Origin of the sequence: Pseudomonas sp. MWU12-2037 (assembly GCF_023242345.1) — a bacterium.
Taxonomy (GTDB): domain Bacteria; phylum Pseudomonadota; class Gammaproteobacteria; order Pseudomonadales; family Pseudomonadaceae; genus Aquipseudomonas; species Aquipseudomonas gingeri_D.
Genome location: NZ_JALLIZ010000029.1, coordinates 13,402 through 28,771, shown reverse-complemented (window position 1 = coordinate 28,771; position 15,370 = coordinate 13,402). Strand labels below are relative to the sequence as shown.

18 protein-coding genes are annotated in these 15,370 nt (G+C 60.2%); 12 read left to right on the top strand and 6 right to left on the bottom strand.

All coding sequences use genetic code 11. The features are described from left to right. The first annotated feature begins 97 nt into the window (after nt 1-97). Together M5B42_RS30575 and M5B42_RS30570 are read left to right on the top strand one after the other, a co-directional pair. Nucleotides 98-2,629, top strand: a complete 2,532-nt coding sequence (locus tag M5B42_RS30575) for a hypothetical protein (protein ID WP_248747929.1) — start codon at nt 98-100, stop codon at nt 2,627-2,629. Continuing rightward, entirely contained in the window at nt 2,622-3,458 is an 837-nt protein-coding gene (locus M5B42_RS30570) for an AraC family transcriptional regulator (protein WP_248747928.1), read from the top strand. Before M5B42_RS30575 ends, M5B42_RS30570 begins: the two co-directional genes overlap by 8 nt. A 6-nt stretch (nt 3,459-3,464) precedes the next feature. Here the strand turns inward: M5B42_RS30570 and M5B42_RS30565 are convergent, their stop codons facing one another. Then, on the bottom strand, nt 3,465-4,052 hold the full coding sequence (locus M5B42_RS30565; protein ID WP_103498348.1) for a LysE family translocator: 588 nt from the start codon (nt 4,050-4,052) through the stop codon (nt 3,465-3,467). Here M5B42_RS30565 and M5B42_RS30560 point away from each other — a divergent pair. The 3 genes from M5B42_RS30560 to M5B42_RS30550 all read left to right on the top strand — a co-directional run bounded on the left by M5B42_RS30560 (nt 4,045) and on the right by M5B42_RS30550 (nt 5,218). After that, nucleotides 4,045-4,191, top strand: coding sequence for a hypothetical protein (locus M5B42_RS30560; protein WP_248747927.1), 147 nt, complete (start codon nt 4,045-4,047; stop codon nt 4,189-4,191). The two genes, M5B42_RS30565 and M5B42_RS30560, sit on opposite strands and share 8 nt — an antisense overlap. Before the next feature lie 51 nt (nt 4,192-4,242). After that, entirely contained in the window at nt 4,243-4,452 is a 210-nt protein-coding gene (locus M5B42_RS30555) for a hypothetical protein (protein WP_103498347.1), read from the top strand. Nucleotides 4,453-4,690: 238 nt separating this feature from the next. After that, nucleotides 4,691-5,218: an apolipoprotein A1/A4/E family protein gene (locus tag M5B42_RS30550; RefSeq protein ID WP_248747926.1), complete on the top strand. Its 528-nt coding sequence runs from the start codon at nt 4,691-4,693 to the stop codon at nt 5,216-5,218. A 1-nt stretch (nt 5,219) separates the two neighbouring features. On the opposite strand, the gene M5B42_RS30545 is transcribed toward M5B42_RS30550, so the two are convergent. Next, entirely contained in the window at nt 5,220-6,116 is an 897-nt protein-coding gene (locus tag M5B42_RS30545) for a LysR family transcriptional regulator (protein ID WP_103498345.1), read from the bottom strand. 140 nt (nt 6,117-6,256) lie between these two features. Here M5B42_RS30545 and M5B42_RS30540 point away from each other — a divergent pair, with 140 nt between their 5' ends. Beyond that, on the top strand, nt 6,257-7,681 hold the full coding sequence (locus M5B42_RS30540; protein WP_248747925.1) for an MFS transporter: 1,425 nt from the start codon (nt 6,257-6,259) through the stop codon (nt 7,679-7,681). Between the two features lie 19 nt (nt 7,682-7,700). Here the strand turns inward: M5B42_RS30540 and yfcF are convergent, their stop codons facing one another. Next, complete coding sequence (yfcF, locus tag M5B42_RS30535; RefSeq protein ID WP_248747924.1) at nt 7,701-8,333, bottom strand: glutathione transferase; 633 nt, start codon at nt 8,331-8,333, stop codon at nt 7,701-7,703. Between the two features lie 107 nt (nt 8,334-8,440). Further along, complete coding sequence (locus M5B42_RS30530; RefSeq protein WP_248747923.1) at nt 8,441-9,649, bottom strand: MFS transporter; 1,209 nt, start codon at nt 9,647-9,649, stop codon at nt 8,441-8,443. 108 nt (nt 9,650-9,757) lie between these two features. On the opposite strand from M5B42_RS30530, the gene M5B42_RS30525 reads away from it, so the two are divergent. Beyond that, nucleotides 9,758-10,666 carry a LysR family transcriptional regulator gene (locus M5B42_RS30525; protein WP_248747922.1) on the top strand — a complete coding sequence of 303 codons (909 nt, stop codon included), beginning with the start codon at nt 9,758-9,760 and terminating at the stop codon, nt 10,664-10,666. Here M5B42_RS30525 and M5B42_RS30520 read toward each other — a convergent pair whose 3' ends face one another. Together M5B42_RS30520 and M5B42_RS30515 are read right to left on the bottom strand one after the other, a co-directional pair. Beyond that, on the bottom strand, nt 10,667-11,098 hold the full coding sequence (locus M5B42_RS30520; protein ID WP_152737508.1) for a transcriptional regulator: 432 nt from the start codon (nt 11,096-11,098) through the stop codon (nt 10,667-10,669). Continuing rightward, on the bottom strand, nt 11,091-11,417 hold the full coding sequence (locus M5B42_RS30515; protein ID WP_248747921.1) for a DUF4258 domain-containing protein: 327 nt from the start codon (nt 11,415-11,417) through the stop codon (nt 11,091-11,093). Before M5B42_RS30515 ends, M5B42_RS30520 begins: the two co-directional genes overlap by 8 nt. Nucleotides 11,418-12,021: 604 nt before the next feature. Here M5B42_RS30515 and M5B42_RS30510 point away from each other — a divergent pair. The 5 genes from M5B42_RS30510 to M5B42_RS30490 all read left to right on the top strand — a co-directional run bounded on the left by M5B42_RS30510 (nt 12,022) and on the right by M5B42_RS30490 (nt 15,346). Continuing rightward, nucleotides 12,022-12,765: a hypothetical protein gene (locus M5B42_RS30510; RefSeq protein ID WP_248747920.1), complete on the top strand. Its 744-nt coding sequence runs from the start codon at nt 12,022-12,024 to the stop codon at nt 12,763-12,765. A gap of 287 nt (nt 12,766-13,052) precedes the next feature. Beyond that, nucleotides 13,053-13,334 carry a DUF3761 domain-containing protein gene (locus M5B42_RS30505; RefSeq protein WP_248747919.1) on the top strand — a complete coding sequence of 94 codons (282 nt, stop codon included), beginning with the start codon at nt 13,053-13,055 and terminating at the stop codon, nt 13,332-13,334. Between the two features lie 51 nt (nt 13,335-13,385). After that, nucleotides 13,386-13,859, top strand: coding sequence for a hypothetical protein (locus M5B42_RS30500; RefSeq protein WP_103498339.1), 474 nt, complete (start codon nt 13,386-13,388; stop codon nt 13,857-13,859). 115 nt (nt 13,860-13,974) lie between these two features. Then, nucleotides 13,975-14,544, top strand: a complete 570-nt coding sequence (locus tag M5B42_RS30495) for a nucleotidyltransferase family protein (RefSeq protein WP_248747918.1) — start codon at nt 13,975-13,977, stop codon at nt 14,542-14,544. A 172-nt stretch (nt 14,545-14,716) separates the two neighbouring features. Continuing rightward, nucleotides 14,717-15,346 (top strand): CDP-alcohol phosphatidyltransferase family protein, encoded by a 630-nt coding sequence (locus M5B42_RS30490; protein WP_103498337.1) that lies wholly within the window; start codon nt 14,717-14,719, stop codon nt 15,344-15,346. Nucleotides 15,347-15,370: the final 24 nt, after the last annotated feature.

Here is a 15,370-nt window from a genome sequence, read left to right as displayed (position 1 = left end):
CAAGCGGAGTCCAATCCGTCGCCATAAGCCCAAAGGTGCCGCCGCGCACCCAAACCGGCATAATCGCGCTCCGCCTCCGTCGAACAGGACGTCACCCGTGAGCGCCGCACGCACCCCAACCCGCGAGAACAAAAACATCGGCCGCCTGTTGCTCGAACTGCTGTGGTTGCTCCTGGTACTGCTGGTGCCGATGTTCTTCGTCACGATCCTCCCGCCCTTGCTCGCCCTGGCCGTGGTCATCGTCTGCGCCGGGGCGATGTGGGTCTGTGTGAAAGTCGGTTGGCCCAAAGGCGGACGAGCCTTTGCCCGGCTGATGATCTCGGCGGTCTTTGGCCTGGGCTTCAGCCTCGGCCGGGCACTGCCCGATTACTGGGACATCGCGGCCGCCTGCCTGGCGATTTTCCCCGGGCTGGCTTGCGTGAGCATTTGGGAGAAGCACCTGGGCCTGGTAAAGCCCGCCACGCAGACTCCACCCGCTGGCAGCGGTGCCAGTGCCTGGGGTGGCCAGGAGCCAACACTGACGCCCGAAGGCGAGCCGATCCGGGTGTTCAACCACGGCGAAATCGCCATGGGCGGCCCGGTGATGTGCGACTACCTGTTTCCCGACGGCACCCTGCTCGAAGGACTGGGTGCCTCGGCGCGCTTTTCCAGTGACGCCCGCTACTTCGCCGCCCCCATTCCGTCACGCGGCAACTGGGGCCTGGTGATCCTCGACCGCTCCTTGCGCCGCCTCTATCGCTGCCAGGCGGATCAGTTCTGGGAACTGGACACTTTCAATGAGCAAGGCCTCGGTGGGCGTTACAGTCCGTTGGTGGACAACGGTTCCCACCAGCACGCCCTTGAAGAGTTATTGCAAGACGCCCAAGCCATCGACCTGCTCCCAGTCAGCGATCTCTGGCTGGAACCGGGCAACTGGCAACAAGCCCTGGCCCGGCAACAGATCGAATATCGCTCCCCCGATGGTCGGCATCGGCTAAATGGCCAACTGACCCTGCCCGATAGCCTGAGGGAACTGGACCAACCGACCCGCCCGATCAACCATCTCGATTACCGGCTCAGCGTCGATAACGCCCCTTCCTCCTTGTTGATCTCGGCCCAGACGCCGATTGTCTGGAGCGCCGACAGCCGCAGCCTGGTCTGCCGTGCCCGCACACTGGACTCGTCAGAGCCGCACCAAGCGCTATGGCTCTGGCAGCAGGATCGGGGCTGGCGCCCCCTGCGCAGCCCCTGGAGCCGCGACAACCGCAGCCCCAGCGGATACTGGAGCCAACCGGTGGCGCTGGACGAGCAGCAGGTCTGGCTGGAGAGCGAGCTGCCGCTGTCGCAACCCGACAACGGACATTACGGCTACCAGTTGCACAGTATCCACAGTGACTCGCAGATTCTGGTCGGCCACGACCCTCTGGGCCGCGAGCAGACTACCGAATGGAACAGGCCCCGTATCCGCCTGGTCCTGCCACTGGACAGTGACGGGAGCACGGCCAGCGTAACCATCGAGTCAGAGCCGCTGGCGAATGGCACCCACGCCCACTTCACCTGGCTCCAGGACGATCAGGACGACTCAGCCGGCTACCAGTGCCGGATCGGCGACTGGACCCTGCCCGGCCTTTGGCGCCTGGATCATCGAGTGAGCGACTGCTCCCATTATCTGGCGCTGGTGCCGTTTGCCCTGCATCCGGCGGTGCCCGACCGCGTGATGGTGGCCGATCCCCGGCAACATCGGCTGATCGAGAGTCCACCGATGCGGGTCGCCGGGCTGGTGGATTTCAAGGCGGCGACGCTGAGCGTCGCAGTGATTGTCGGGCGCCTGCCGCGGGACGTCGCCAGTACGCCGCTGCAACGTTTTACCGAGGCCGTCCCTGATGCCTCCCAAGCCGCCGAGTTCTGCCGATACCGCGAAGACTCGCGCCTCTACTACGAGCTGTGCAGACTGCAATTGAGTGGCGACAACCTGCAAGATTTGCCCGCCTGGCGTTGGGTCAAGCAGCCACAGATCGCCAGCGCCGAAGGCGAGTTTATCCAACCCTCCCCGACCGGCCTGGACGCCGCCTGGCTGTTCGGCACCAGTACCGAATACGGCGACGATCTGGGGCGCGGGCATATTGCTCGCCTGGGCGGACACCTGCTGACCGCTTCCGGCTGTGCCCTGTCGGACCTGGCGCCCTCCATGGCGTGGTCGCCGAAGGGACGCTACCTTGCGCTGACCCGACTCTATCTCGACCATCGCGACTTCGCTGACAGCTACAATCGCAGCGCCTGGAAACTCCTGCTGCTGGATGTCGAGGCACACACCTTGCGCACCGCACCCGGCTGGCTGGGCAACCGACCACAGCTCATCGACTTTGCTGCCGACGCCCTGCACTTGCGCCAGTTCGAAGCGGACTGGGATCAGCGGGATGGCTCCGACCCGGGCACTCGTGTGAAGATCACCTTGAAAGAGATACTGGAGTGGCCGTGCGAACCCTTGCAACTGCAAGCAGGCCTCTGGCTGACAGCCGCCGAGGCGGCTCATGCCCAGGCTTGGCAAACCCTGGAAAGACCGGAACCGCTTCGACTTCTGCAGGAACAGGCTACGCTACAGACCAGTCGCCGCCCCGAATCATCTCGCACCGGACCCGCTCATGAGTAAATCGTCCTCAACCGTCCCTGATGACAAGGCACCCTACTTCTGGCGGGACGAACGCCTGCCCTTCATTGAGGCCCGCTCGATCCAGGACGGCCGCAAGGTCTGCTATTCCCGGCATTCCCACGAACACTTCTCGATCGGTGCGATCACCCACGGCCAGAGCACCTACATCAACGAGCATAGCCAATGGCGGGTCGCGGCCGGCACCGTGGTGCTGATGAATCCGGGTGAGGTGCATGCCTGCAACCCCATCGAAGACCAGCCCTGGGCCTATCGCATGTTCTATGTCGAAATAGCCTGGCTGACATCACTGCAACATGAACTGGGGTTCAGCCCGGATCTGGACTTCCGGGCATTTTCCACGCCCCATACCCGCGATCCGGCACTCTATGAAGGCTTGAACAGCCTGTACGAAACCCTGGTGGACGACGAGCTCGCGCTCCTGGAAAAACAGTGCGCCCTGGTCGAGTTCTTCACCCTGCTGCAGCACCGTTTGAACCCGGCGCCACGGCCGGCTCGGGAGATCAACCAGAAACTGGAACGGGCTGCGGCCTACATTCACAAACACTGCACCGAAGCCCTGAAGCTGGAAGACATCTGCCAGGCCGCGCAGTTGTCGGCGTCGTACCTGACCCGCGCCTTCAAACAGCATTACGGCATGACGCCCCACGCCTTCCTGGTCAACCGGCGCATCCAGTACGCACGCAATCGGCTGCGCCGTGGCGGCCTGATCGCCGACGTCGCGCTGGAGGCCGGCTTCGCCGACCAGGCGCACTTCCAACGGGCATTCAAACAACACCTGGCCGCTACACCGGGGCAGTATCGCGGTTGATTCGCCTCAAGGCAGCAACAGGTAGATCGCGCTGAGGGCCAGCAACAAGGCCATCAGCCGATTGAACAGGCGCATGCCCTTGGGATTGTCCAGATAGTGCCGCAGAAAGGTTCCGGCAAATCCCCAACAGGCAATCGAGCCGTAGCAGATCACGAAGTACACCGCCGCGAATTGCCATACCAACCGCGCTTCGCCATTGGCCGCAAACGCCCCCATCCCCGCCACGCAGGCCAGCCAGGCCTTGGGATTGAGCCACTGCATCACCGCGCCGACCGTCATCGTCGGCTGTTTGCCGGACTGGCTGGTATTGAGACCGCCATCGTCGAGCGCCAGCTTCAAGGCCATGTACAACAGGAACGCCACACCGGCCAGCTGGATCACCCGGGTCAAACTCGGCACGAACAACAGCAGCTCATTCAACCCGAGGCCGATCAGGACCAGCAACAGGGTGAAGCCCAGGGTCGCGCCCGTCACGTGCCGCAAGCTGGCACGCCAGCCGAACTGTGCACCGGCGCTCAGGGCCACGATATTGACCGGGCCGGGGGTGATGGAAGAGGCCAGCGCAAAGGCCGCCATGGAAACAAGAATGCTCATCGTCTACCTTCTGCATAAGTGGATGTCGGGGCTGAAGGTACCCATGCGCACGGGCGGCGGTATTGAAGAAAACTCCCCTGTACAGCCTTTTGCCCCACAGACGAAATGTTTCATCCAGCAAAGCGTTCAAGCGGCGTAAGATGAACAAGGTGTTAATCGTGCATCATATCCAGCCAGGGGAAACCGAACCATGAAGCCGAACCTCGTCAAAGTCGCGCTGGTAATGAGCGCCCTGCTGTTGAGCGCCTGCTCCGGCACGAGCACGATGACCAGCAACAGTGCCTGCTATACCGAAAGCTGTAACCAGCACTACGACAGCAAACCGGTCACCCAGAGTTTTGGCGCCTCGAACCTGGGCAGCAGCTTCCGTGAGTACGGCACCAGCATGCTGCGCGACTAAGTTCAATCGCTGATCAACGGCTGGCTGCATCCCCCGGCAGCCACGTTGATTTGCACGCAAAAAGCCAGGCCTGGTCCTGCTATCTCATAGGAAATGTCCGACTTTCCACTCCCTAGCTTTACGTCGATTATCTGAATCTGGACCGCTGCCCCCGACAGCGCCTGCCCAGCCCTCGCTTTTGACGGGAGCCTGCCGTCAGGCGGTGCCTTCTGGTCACTTGTCCCTTGCAGGAGATACGATGAAGCTATCGATGAACTTATACGACGCACTGACGAGCATCAGCGTCCCTCCGAACAAGGCCAAGGCGGTTGTAAATGCCTGGGAGTCGGATATGGAAAAATTCGCGACAAAGTCTGATCTGCTCCGCACCGAGACCCAGTTGCAAACGTCGATTACGGAATTGGGCTCAGAAGTTCGCTCACTGGGCACCGAACTGCGCGCACTGATCAATGAACAGGGTGCAGAACTGCGAGCCTCCATCAAGGAGCAAGGCGCGGAACTGCGAGAGTCCATGACGAAGCAAGGCACAGAACTGCGAGAAGCCATGACGAAGCAGGGCGCGGAGCTGCGAGAGGCCATGACGAAGCAAGGCGCAGAACTGCGAGAGGCCATTACAGAACAAGGTGCAAAATTCCAGGTATCCGTTGCTGAAATGGACTCACAGAACAAGATCCTGCGCTGGCAGCTCAGCATCCTGCTCGTCTGCATCACCATTCCCCTGCTCAAGCTGGCTTACGATATGCTGATCAAGTTGACCTTGAACTGAGTCACTTCAGCTGCGCGCAGACTTGCCGAAGGCACCCGCGCAGCCAGCGGTGCGCGGGATCGGCATCCAGCCGCGGATGCCAGAGCATGGCAACCGTGAACGTCGGCAGCGAGAACGGAAGTTCAAAGCTGTGCATACGGGTACGCAGGTTGCCGGTGTGGCGCTCGGGCACGGTGGCGATCAAATCGGTGGATCGGGCCAGCGACAGCGCAGTCGAAAATCCGGCAACAAACGTAGCCACCTCCCGTGAAAACCCAAGCCGCTCCAGCGCCTCATCGACAGCGCCCTTGTCGAGCACTCGCCGCGCAACACCGATATGCTGGCCGGCCGCATACCGTGCAGGAGTCATTTCACCCTGACCCAGCGGATGCTCCCGGCGCACCACGCCAATAAAGCGATCGCGAAACAGCGCCTGGGTCAGCAACTCCGGACCTTGGCTGCTACCCACCACACCGGTTTCCAGATCGACACTGCCATCGCGCAGTGGCGCGCTGTCCTTGTCCGGTTTCTGCAGGAAGCGTAGGCGCACCCCGGGCGCCTCTTCAGCGATCCGGGCCAGCAGCGCAGGACCGAAACTCTCCACAAAACCGTCACGGGTGCGCAGTGTGAAGGTGCGGACCAGTTGCTTGAGGTCCAACTGCCCGACAGGTCGCAGCACGGCTTCTGCGTCCTGCACCAACTGCGCGACCCGCTCGCGCAACTCCAGTGCCCGGGGCGTGGGCACCAGGCCACGCCCTGCCCTGACCAACAACGGATCACCGGTGGTTTCCCGCAAACGCGCCAGTGCCCGGCTCATTGCCGAGGGGCTGAGATGCAGGCGCCGGGCAGCGCGCGCCACGCTGCCTTCGGCCAGCAGCACATCCAGGGTGACCAGTAGATTGAGATCGGGTGTGGACATGGACCGCCCCTTGGCATGGCCTGATCGGATAGCGCGTCAAACGCACGAGTACAGTGCAAACGGTGCACCTTCCGCCATGTTAGACGCCGGCGTAGATTTCTGACAGCTCTGCGTTGGGAGCGGCCGAAAAGAGAAGCCGGATGAAACCGATCACTGCAGGACCCGAAAAGCTCGCGACGAACACCGAGCCACACACACCGTCGGCACGCTGGGCACTGGCCGGCTTGTCGCTGTCGATGCTGCTGTCATCCCTTGGCACCAGCATCGCCAACGTCGGCCTGCCCACCTTGGCCCAGGCGTTCAACGCGTCCTTCCAGAACGTGCAATGGATCGTCCTCGCCTACCTGCTGACGATCACCACCCTGATCGTCAGCGTAGGCCGGCTGGGTGACCTCACCGGTCGGCGGCGCCTGCTCCTGACCGGCATCGTCCTGTTCACCCTGGCCTCGACGCTCTGTGGTTTCGCCCCCACGCTGGGTCTGCTGATCGGCGCGCGGGCGCTACAAGGCGTCGGCGCGGCGATCATGATGGCCCTGACCCTGGCGTTTGTCGGCGAAACGGTGACCAAGGCCCGCACCGGCAGTGCCATGGGCTTGCTGGGCACCATGTCAGCCATCGGCACGGCTCTGGGCCCCTCACTGGGCGGGTTCCTGATCGCCGGGCCGGGCTGGCGCGCGCTCTTCCTCATCAGTGTGCCGCTGGGTGTGCTGGCGTTTATCCTCAGCCACCGCCACCTGCCCGCAGATCGTCAAAGGACTCAGCACGAGCGAAGCGGTTTCGACCCACTGGGTACACTGCTACTGGCGCTGACACTGGCGGCCTATGCGCTGGCCATGACCCTGGGACGCGGCCACTTCGGCCTGCTCAATATCAGCCTGCTAGCGATGGCAGCCCTCGGCCTTGGCCTGTTCGTGTTGACCGAGGCCAAGGTCGCTTCGCCGCTGATTCGCCTGGTGATGTTCCGTGACCTCAGGCTGAGCGGGAGCCTGCTGATGAGCGGGCTCGTCTCGGCGGTGATGATGGCGACGCTGGTGGTCGGTCCGTTCTATCTGGCGCGAGGGCTGGGATTGGACGCGGCTGGGGTCGGGTTGGCGCTCTCAGCCGGGCCTTGTGTCTCGGCGCTGACCGGGGTGCCGGCGGGCCGACTGGCAGACCGCTTTGGCGCACAGCGCATAACGGTTGTCGGTCTGATGGCCATGACCGTCGGCTGCCTTGCGCTGTCGCTAGTGCCGCAGACCCTCGGGCTGGGCGGCTACATCAGCCCGCTGGTCGTTGTCACTATCGGCTATGCCCTGTTCCAGGCGTCCAACAACAGCGCCGTCATGGGCGAGGTCGGCACGCAGCAACGGGGCGTCGTTTCCGGCCTGCTCAATCTGTCACGCAATCTCGGGCTGATCACTGGAGCATCAGCGTTGGGTGCGGTGTTTGTGTTCGCTTCAAAGGCAGCCGACATCACCAGCGCGTCCCCCGAAGCCGTCGCCAGCGGCATGCGGACGACCTTTGCCACGGCACTGGCACTGGTTGTCGTCGCCCTGGCCGTGGCGCTGGTCGTCAAGAAAAGATAACGCTGCGCAATACTGCCAGCTACAACGCAGGACGCTGGAACCCGACCCACTCCTGCACGGCAGGCCGCTGCCATTGGCGTTGCGCATATTCCACCAGGACAGGTGGCACGTCGTCACCGTTGAGGACCAGCCGGTTGAGCATCAGCGCCAGGTCGGTATCGGCTATCGACCATTGACCGAACAGGTGCTCACGGCCATCCGCCAGCAGTGCCCGGGCGGCCGCGAACAGCTTGCGCGTCGCCGCCTCGGCCGCTGGCGACAAGGGCCCCGACTTGATGCCATAAAACACCACCACGGTGGAGCGCTCCTGCCGGATCGGTATCAGGTCACTGCGCAGCCAGGCCTGGACCTGCCGGGCCTGCGCGCGCTGTTGACGGTCCTGCAGATAAACCGGCACCTGCGGGAATGTCTCTTCCAGATACTCGGCAATCGCCGACGACTCGGACAAGGCAAAGTCGCCATGCACCAGGGTCGGCACCCGCTGGGTCAGCGACAGGCTGGCGTAGCCTTCAGCCTGGTTTTCCAGGGTGTCGAGGTCCAGGGGGATCAGTTCGAAGTCGATGCCCTTTTCCCGCAGCACGACGAAATCCGACATGGCATAAGGGCTGGTGAATTGAGCATCGACGTACAGTTGCAGGCGGGGATCACGCACGACACATCTCCATATCCATAGGTGGGAGAGGACACGCTACGGGATTGGCCGTCATAAATGAAATGCATGATTTTCATGCGCGCATTCCCTGCGGGAATACCGTGGTTTCAGCGGTCCAGCGCTCTCTGTACACACCAGGACAATGGCAGCGTCAGCAGCACCATCGCCGCCAGGGCCATCACCGCGATCGGGATTCCGGTCAGGTCACCCAGTCCCCCGAACAACACCGGCGCCAGCGCCCCACCGCCGATGGTTCCGGTATAGAACAGCGCAAATGCCTGCTCGCGCTTGCCCGCTTCCGACAACTCCGGCACTACACCATAGAGCACCGACGATGTCCCGTTCAGAACCAGCCCCAGCAACGGCAGCATCACCATCATGCCGGACAACGGCAGATATACAGCCAGCACGATCAATACCGAAGTAGCGGACTCCGTCAGCCACACGGTCTTCATCATGCCGATACGCGCGCCCAGGTAACCGCAGAACAACTTGCCGAACGCGCCGCCCACGAACAACAGCATCAACGCCAGGCCGATACCCGCCGTACCGGCGCCCTTGCGGCTCAACAGGAAAGGCAGGAAGGTGAGAAAGCCCATGCGCACCGCGCTGTCCAGCGTGCCCGTCAGCAGCAGCGCACGCAGCCCGTTGGCGGAGCCTTTCCCTGTCGGTGTCACGGAGGCTTTCCGAGGCCCGGGCGACGTTGCCGCCTGTGTCGGAACCAGCCACCACAGCAGCGCGGCGGCAGCCAGGCCAAGTACGCCCATCAGCGTGACACTGGCGCGCCAACTGACGACCGTCAACAACAGGCCTACCAGTCCCGGGAGCAACGTCTTGCCGATATCGCCGGAAAAATTGTATTGCGACAGCGCCTCCTTGACCCCGCCACCCGCCTCATGGGTATCGGTGATCAGCGAGGACGCCAGCGGGTGCTGGGTGCTGGCGCCCAACCCACCCAGCAGCAGCGCCAACAGCAGCACCGTCAACCCGCCGGCCTGACCGACAAGCAGGTAAGCCAGACCGGCCAATACCGTGCCGCCCACCAGCAAACGCCCCCGCCCCCAGCGCCTGGCGGCCCGGCTCGCCAACAGCTGGAAACCGGCCATCATTCCGGAATAGGCTCCGCGCAGCAGCCCCACCTGCGCGTAGCTCATGCCGAATTGTGCCTGCCAGATTGGCAGCAACACATAGATCACATCGGTCAGGCCGTCATGCACGGCATGGGCGCTACAGGCCGCCAGCAGGGACCGACGACGTAAAGAGGTCTCGACGGGTGGCGATTCGCTCAATGTCAGTGGGCTTTTCAGATCAGTCATCGTGTTGACTCACAGAGCCTCTCGTTTTATGACGAAAAGACTTTATAGAATACGCAGACTGGCAAAGACCAATACCAAATTCGAACCGATCAATACCCAAGGACCAGGATGCTCGATCTACGCAGGTTGCGTTACTTCTTGACCGTTGCCGAGGAACTGCATTTCGGCCGTGCAGCACTGCGCCTGCACCTTGCCCAACCGCCCCTGACCCGGCAGATTTCGGCCCTGGAAGTCGAACTGGGGTTTCGCCTTTTCGACCGCACCAGCCGCAGCGTATCGCTCACGCTTCAAGGCCGCGCCTTCCTGCCTTACGCCCGCTCCGTGCTGGAGCAAGTCGACCTGGCCAAAGTCATCGCCGACAAATTGGCGGCTGGCACTGCCGGTCAGCTTGTCCTGGGTTATGCCAGCTCGATTGCCCTGTCGGATATTTTCAGCCAGGCCATTCGGGCCTTCGCCCAGCGTTTTCCAGAGGTTCAACTGACATTGGTGGAAAGCGCTTCAGGTGCCCTGGTGGCGCAGATCGTCGACGGGCGCATCGATATCGGCATGAGCCGTCTGCCACCGTCCGACGGGCAAACCGAGGTCCAGTCACTGTCCCTGGGCGAGGAGCAACTGGTGGCCGCCCTCTCCAGTGACGACCCGCTGGCCGATCAATCCCAGGTGACCCTGGCGCAACTCAGTGCACGCCCGTTGATACGCTATCCGACCGATTACGGCTCGGGGCTCAACACGATTATCGAGCACCTCTACCAACGCCATGGCCTGCCCTTGCAGCCCGGGCCGGCCGGACGGCAGATCACCTCGATCATCGCCCTCGTGGCTGCCGGCCAGGGCGTTGCACTGGTGCCTCACTGCACCCGGACCCTGGCAAAAAAAGGCGTGACCTATCGGCCCCTGACCGATCCCGACGCCTGTGCGCCTCTGCTGGTACTCACTCGCGCGCAAGGACGCAGCCTGCTGGTCGAGGCGTTCATGGGGGTGATCGACGAGCTTCGACAGGCTCAGGAGTCCGGCTGATCAGGCCGCATGAGCCTCAACCCACTTATCCTGACAATGCTGGAAAGTGGCCCCCTCATCGGCGGGGGTGCCGGGCTCGACCCTCACCGGACCGTAATTGACGTGTATGTATGCCGAAAACCATGCGCGCATCGCGATATCGGAAGCGCCTGGCACGGGGTCGCTGCCTTTTTTCTCCCAATTGGCGATGGTCTGCACGTCGACACGAAAAAGCGCCGCGGCTTCCTCCTGGACCAGATCCTGCTCCTTCCTGAGAAATCGAAACTGATGTCCTGTCATGGGCTTTTTCTGCCGAAGGATATCAAGTGCAATTGCACGATGCAGGCCTTCGACATCCTCGATTTTCACACCTTGGCCATAGGACGACTCGACAATCGTGTAGCCGTTTTTCAGATAGATACCTTCCAGGCCGCTGCCTGTGTATTCAAACATCACTCACCTCCCATACGGTGACGGCGATGACCTCGCCGGGATCAAGAACCGGCTTCACCGCTGCGACCACACACACGATGTCTCGCGGAGGCAGCTCGCACATCTTGAATTCGAAGCTTTTGTGTTCAGCACTGTACGTGGGGCCTTTAATGATGACCCCACGTTGCAAGCACCTCAGCGCCTCCACCATCGTGCCCCCGCGCTCCTTCAGCCGCTGCAGGAAATGATGAGTCAGGATGACGCGGTAAGAGTCCTGCGCAAGCCTGTGAACAAGACTTTCGAGCTCTCTCGGTGACCACAACGGTAGATTATCGCTCATACGAACCTATAATATTTATAGGCTGCGCAATGGTAGAGTGCAACCTTTGTTTGTCAACGTGTGTGTGAAAAGTACCGCCAGGACACTGACTGACCTTTGCCACGGAGCTCGACGTCAGCCGAGGTGGCAGGTCTGCGATGTGATTGAAATCATAGACACGGGAAGAACTTTCGCGAGCGCTTAAGTGTTTCTGTTGGTCTCTGGGAAATTGACCATTTTTTCTGCCACGCTCATTCTGAAAACTTGAGTGAATGAACTTGCCAGAGACACGCCGATGAAAGCTCCCTTTCACTTGAAGGATTCTTCCCAAAAGATCTCAGCTCGTTGCGCTTACCAGAATCAACAAGTTAGTCTGCGTACCGCTAGTCTTTAGATTGACAGACCAATCCCACGAGCGGCTATAGCGTCAGTGCAATGTAAATGCCGACTCTGGTCGCTGCATGTCATGGCGGCTGCGCGCAGGGCATTTTCGGATGCACCGGGTATTCTGTGTCCGGTCTGTCAACCTGCGTACAGCCACCACCAAAATCCAGTATTGCAGTGCTAGATATAGTCACGCCTTCAAGGACGAATGATCTAAGTACGGGACAAGGAGTTAGTACCATTGGCGCCCCTTCAAGACCCACCAGCATCCACCTCAACAATCGCACGCTGCATCACCAGCCTCGTCGTCGTGCTGATTCCTATGATGTGGGCACTGATCACCTATCTCGTGCCAGACCCAAGCGTACTAGGCTTCAGCTTCATTAGCTGGAGAAACATAGTATTGCTGGCCAGTGCTTTTCTATTCTTTATAGCCATATCCATCGGCTGGCAAATCCGCAATTACAAACCAACATTCAGAGGTACGTTACAGCTTTTCATCGCCGCCGTCCTGTCTTTCGGCTTTTTTATCTTGGGCAGCGAATATTCTAAGCCCTCTTTCGACTTCGCTAGACTACAATCCAAGATAGTCGAAAACGAAGGGAGAAATTTGCTTGGCAAGCGTATGGAAGTACTGGACAACGTACGTATCGAACTGGTGGATTGCGAAAATATTGGTCGTCTGCCCACCTGTACCTTTGAACTAACCAACCTGAGCGTGGATCGTAGTTTTCGCTTCAGCGAGAAAACTCAGCTATTCGATGAGTCCGGTGGACCGCTCAAATTTGAATCGATTCGTGTGGGCCAAGCTGAAGAAAAACACTGGCTGCAGTTTCAACTGGTTCGCAACGTGCCTACACGCGTGACTCTAAACTTCCAGAAGAGCAATCATAAATTGAACAAGACACCAGCAATCAAACTGATGTTCCGTGATCTAAATGGTGAGACACTCGCCCTCAAATTCAACGAAATTGAAATGCAGTAGACACTAGAGTTTGGCGCCTCTTGGGCTGGACGAAAGTAAAAAAGTCCTGAACGGCCCACATCCACGACTCCTCTACCACCTTTACCGTCATCCTCATACACAACCTACCTGCCTGGCACCGGCCTGAAAAGCATTACTCGCAACACTCCCCAGAAGGAAATGCCCAACAACGTTGGGCTGAAAAAACGTCCTAAATGATTCCAAATCGCTACCATCCTAATGGAAAGAAATGTACGGTAATCACACCCGTATGAATCTCCTCCCGTACACCAAGGATCGGTCAGCCCATGAAACTCGCCTACCTGGCGCTTGCCGCCTGTTTGATTTTCCAACCCGCTTTCGCCAGGTCCGATACGGATCGTCAAGCCTTCACCCCAGACGAGTCGCAATTGATCGAGCACGGCTCGTATATCAATAAAGACGGAAACATCGTACACAGTCCCGCTCACACCAAATCAGACCGAGCTCCCGAGGGTGCCACGGCCAAGTGCCGCGACAAGACTTACAGTTTCAGCCAGCATCGGCGTGGAACCTGCTCACGGCACGGCGGTGTGATGGCTTGGTTGTAGAGAGCGTCCAAAAGACGAAGCGCTTATTCGCAACCCTTCAGGAGCCCGACAATGACGAAACCCTTTGGCATCACCCTCGCCTTCACATTGCTCCTCGCGCTATCGAATACAGCCGCGGCTGAAACAGCTCATGAATCAGCCCGCAGTTTCGTTGCCCAATCCCATGCCGGCGACGATCTCGCCGCCATCGCACTATCGGCCGCCAAGCACACACAAACCTACGGGACGCTCGTTGCGAAGCTGGGGGCTGTCGGGGCAGACACAGCCGTGTCGAGCGAAATCACTGCGCTACTCCCGCAGTACCAGCCGAAATGGGACCAGAACCTTGCCGCCGCCTATGAGAAGTCTTTCTCCTCAGAAGAGCTATCGTCGCTGGCGTCTAAAGGTCGAGACTCAAAATACGCCGGTAAAGTGATAGAGCGACAATCGGCAATCGGGAAAGACATGCAGTCCAGCTCAGGCCCGATTCTGATTTCCCTGATAACCGAAGCACTTGAGGCATGCCTTTCCAAAAACGGCTTGTAAACAAGGGCTGCGAACCACCAGCGGCACATCGACAAGGTCGATGGCCATCACAAAATTTCATAACCTTTGAGCTATCCTCGGCGCCCAGGACTCGATCTACGCCAAAGGAATGAAGATGACATTGACTGCCGAACGTTTGCTCAGCCTGGCCATGGCCAACTCGGTAAACGCTGAAATCGCCTCACGCCTGCCATCCCTCGGTTTGAGTCAATGCATGCTCACCGCGGGCTGTCTGTTCCAGGCCGTCTGGAATCAGCATTCGGACCTGCCAGCCGAGTGGGGCGTCAAGGATTACGACGTTTTCTACTTCGACAATGACCTCTCCTGGGAAGCCGAAAACGAGGTTATCCAGGCCACTCAACAGCTCTTCCAGGACCTTGGCGTCAACATCGATATCAAGAACCAGGCGCGCGTCCATCTTTGGTATGCCCAACGGTTCGGCAGAACCTATGCTCGGCTGGAGTCGGCCAAAGAAGGTATTGATCGTTACCTTATTGCCGGCACTTGCATCGGACTGGATGTTGCCACGGGTGAAGTCTATGCACCCTACGGCCTGACCGATATCGAACAAGGCCTGCTTCGGATCAATCCGGCACATCCCGAACCCGACTTGTTCGAGCAGAAGGCGAAAAGTTATCAGGCTCGCTGGCCTTGGCTGACAGTCCTGGAAACCACCCCTTCATAAAAACCGCTTTGTTTCCTGAATATGCACGGCTGCACACATTTTTATCCGGAACCTAATGTCAGCCCCGGCCATTTCTGGCAATAATCCACCTGTTTTGCCAATAAGCGGTCTCTCCTGCTCCCAGGATTCCCCTAGCCCCGCTCACTGCCTTCGGACAAGGACCGTCGCCACCATGCCTTCGATCTACCAACTCAAGCCCCGCTTCCAGAACCTGTTGCGTCCAGTGGTCCAACGCCTCTTCGACAATGGCACCAGCGCCAACCAGGTCACCTTGAGCGCCGCTGTAATTTCCCTGCTGGTAGGCGCCGTAGTCGCCACCTTCGCCGGGCACGCCTGGGTGTTCGTGATCATCCCCATTTGGATGATCCTGCGCATGGCCCTGAACGCCATCGACGGCATGCTCGCCCGGGAGTTCGGCCAGCAATCGAAGCTCGGCGCCTACCTGAACGAACTCTGCGACATAATCGCCGACAGCGCGCTGATCCTGCCGTTTGCCTTGTTACCCGAGGTCAGCCTGCTGGCGGTGCTGCTGGTGACCCTGCTGGCCCTGTTCAGCGAATACGCCGGTGTCTTGGGGTCGATGGTCGGTGCCTCACGGCGCTACGACGGTCCCATGGGCAAGAGCGATCGCGCATTTGTTCTGGGCGTGATCGCCACCGGCGTGGCCTTCGGCCTGCTCAATACCCAATGGATAAATGGGTTATTCGTGCTGATGGCGGCACTCCTGCTGGTTACGCTGGTCAATCGGGTACGGCAAGGCTTGAAAGAAGCCGCAACAACAGCAGAACCGCCTGCCCAATAACACCCGAATCGCCAAACCGCTCCC

Bases quoted from the DNA above. Each gene is read 5' to 3' on its own strand.
- M5B42_RS30570 (WP_248747928.1), top strand. From the start codon at position 2,622: ATGAGTAAATCGTCCTCAACCGTCCCTGATGACAAGGCACCCTACTTC.
- M5B42_RS30560 (WP_248747927.1), top strand. From the start codon at position 4,045: ATGCTCATCGTCTACCTTCTGCATAAGTGGATGTCGGGGCTGAAGGTA.
- M5B42_RS30565 (WP_103498348.1), bottom strand. From the start codon at position 4,052: ATGAGCATTCTTGTTTCCATGGCGGCCTTTGCGCTGGCCTCTTCCATC.
- M5B42_RS30555 (WP_103498347.1), top strand. From the start codon at position 4,243: ATGAAGCCGAACCTCGTCAAAGTCGCGCTGGTAATGAGCGCCCTGCTG.
- M5B42_RS30550 (WP_248747926.1), top strand. From the start codon at position 4,691: ATGAAGCTATCGATGAACTTATACGACGCACTGACGAGCATCAGCGTC.
- M5B42_RS30545 (WP_103498345.1), bottom strand. From the start codon at position 6,116: ATGTCCACACCCGATCTCAATCTACTGGTCACCCTGGATGTGCTGCTG.
- M5B42_RS30540 (WP_248747925.1), top strand. From the start codon at position 6,257: ATGAAACCGATCACTGCAGGACCCGAAAAGCTCGCGACGAACACCGAG.
- M5B42_RS30530 (WP_248747923.1), bottom strand. From the start codon at position 9,649: ATGACTGATCTGAAAAGCCCACTGACATTGAGCGAATCGCCACCCGTC.
- M5B42_RS30525 (WP_248747922.1), top strand. From the start codon at position 9,758: ATGCTCGATCTACGCAGGTTGCGTTACTTCTTGACCGTTGCCGAGGAA.
- M5B42_RS30520 (WP_152737508.1), bottom strand. From the start codon at position 11,098: ATGTTTGAATACACAGGCAGCGGCCTGGAAGGTATCTATCTGAAAAAC.
- M5B42_RS30515 (WP_248747921.1), bottom strand. From the start codon at position 11,417: ATGAGCGATAATCTACCGTTGTGGTCACCGAGAGAGCTCGAAAGTCTT.
- M5B42_RS30505 (WP_248747919.1), top strand. From the start codon at position 13,053: ATGAAACTCGCCTACCTGGCGCTTGCCGCCTGTTTGATTTTCCAACCC.
- M5B42_RS30500 (WP_103498339.1), top strand. From the start codon at position 13,386: ATGACGAAACCCTTTGGCATCACCCTCGCCTTCACATTGCTCCTCGCG.
- M5B42_RS30495 (WP_248747918.1), top strand. From the start codon at position 13,975: ATGACATTGACTGCCGAACGTTTGCTCAGCCTGGCCATGGCCAACTCG.
- M5B42_RS30490 (WP_103498337.1), top strand. From the start codon at position 14,717: ATGCCTTCGATCTACCAACTCAAGCCCCGCTTCCAGAACCTGTTGCGT.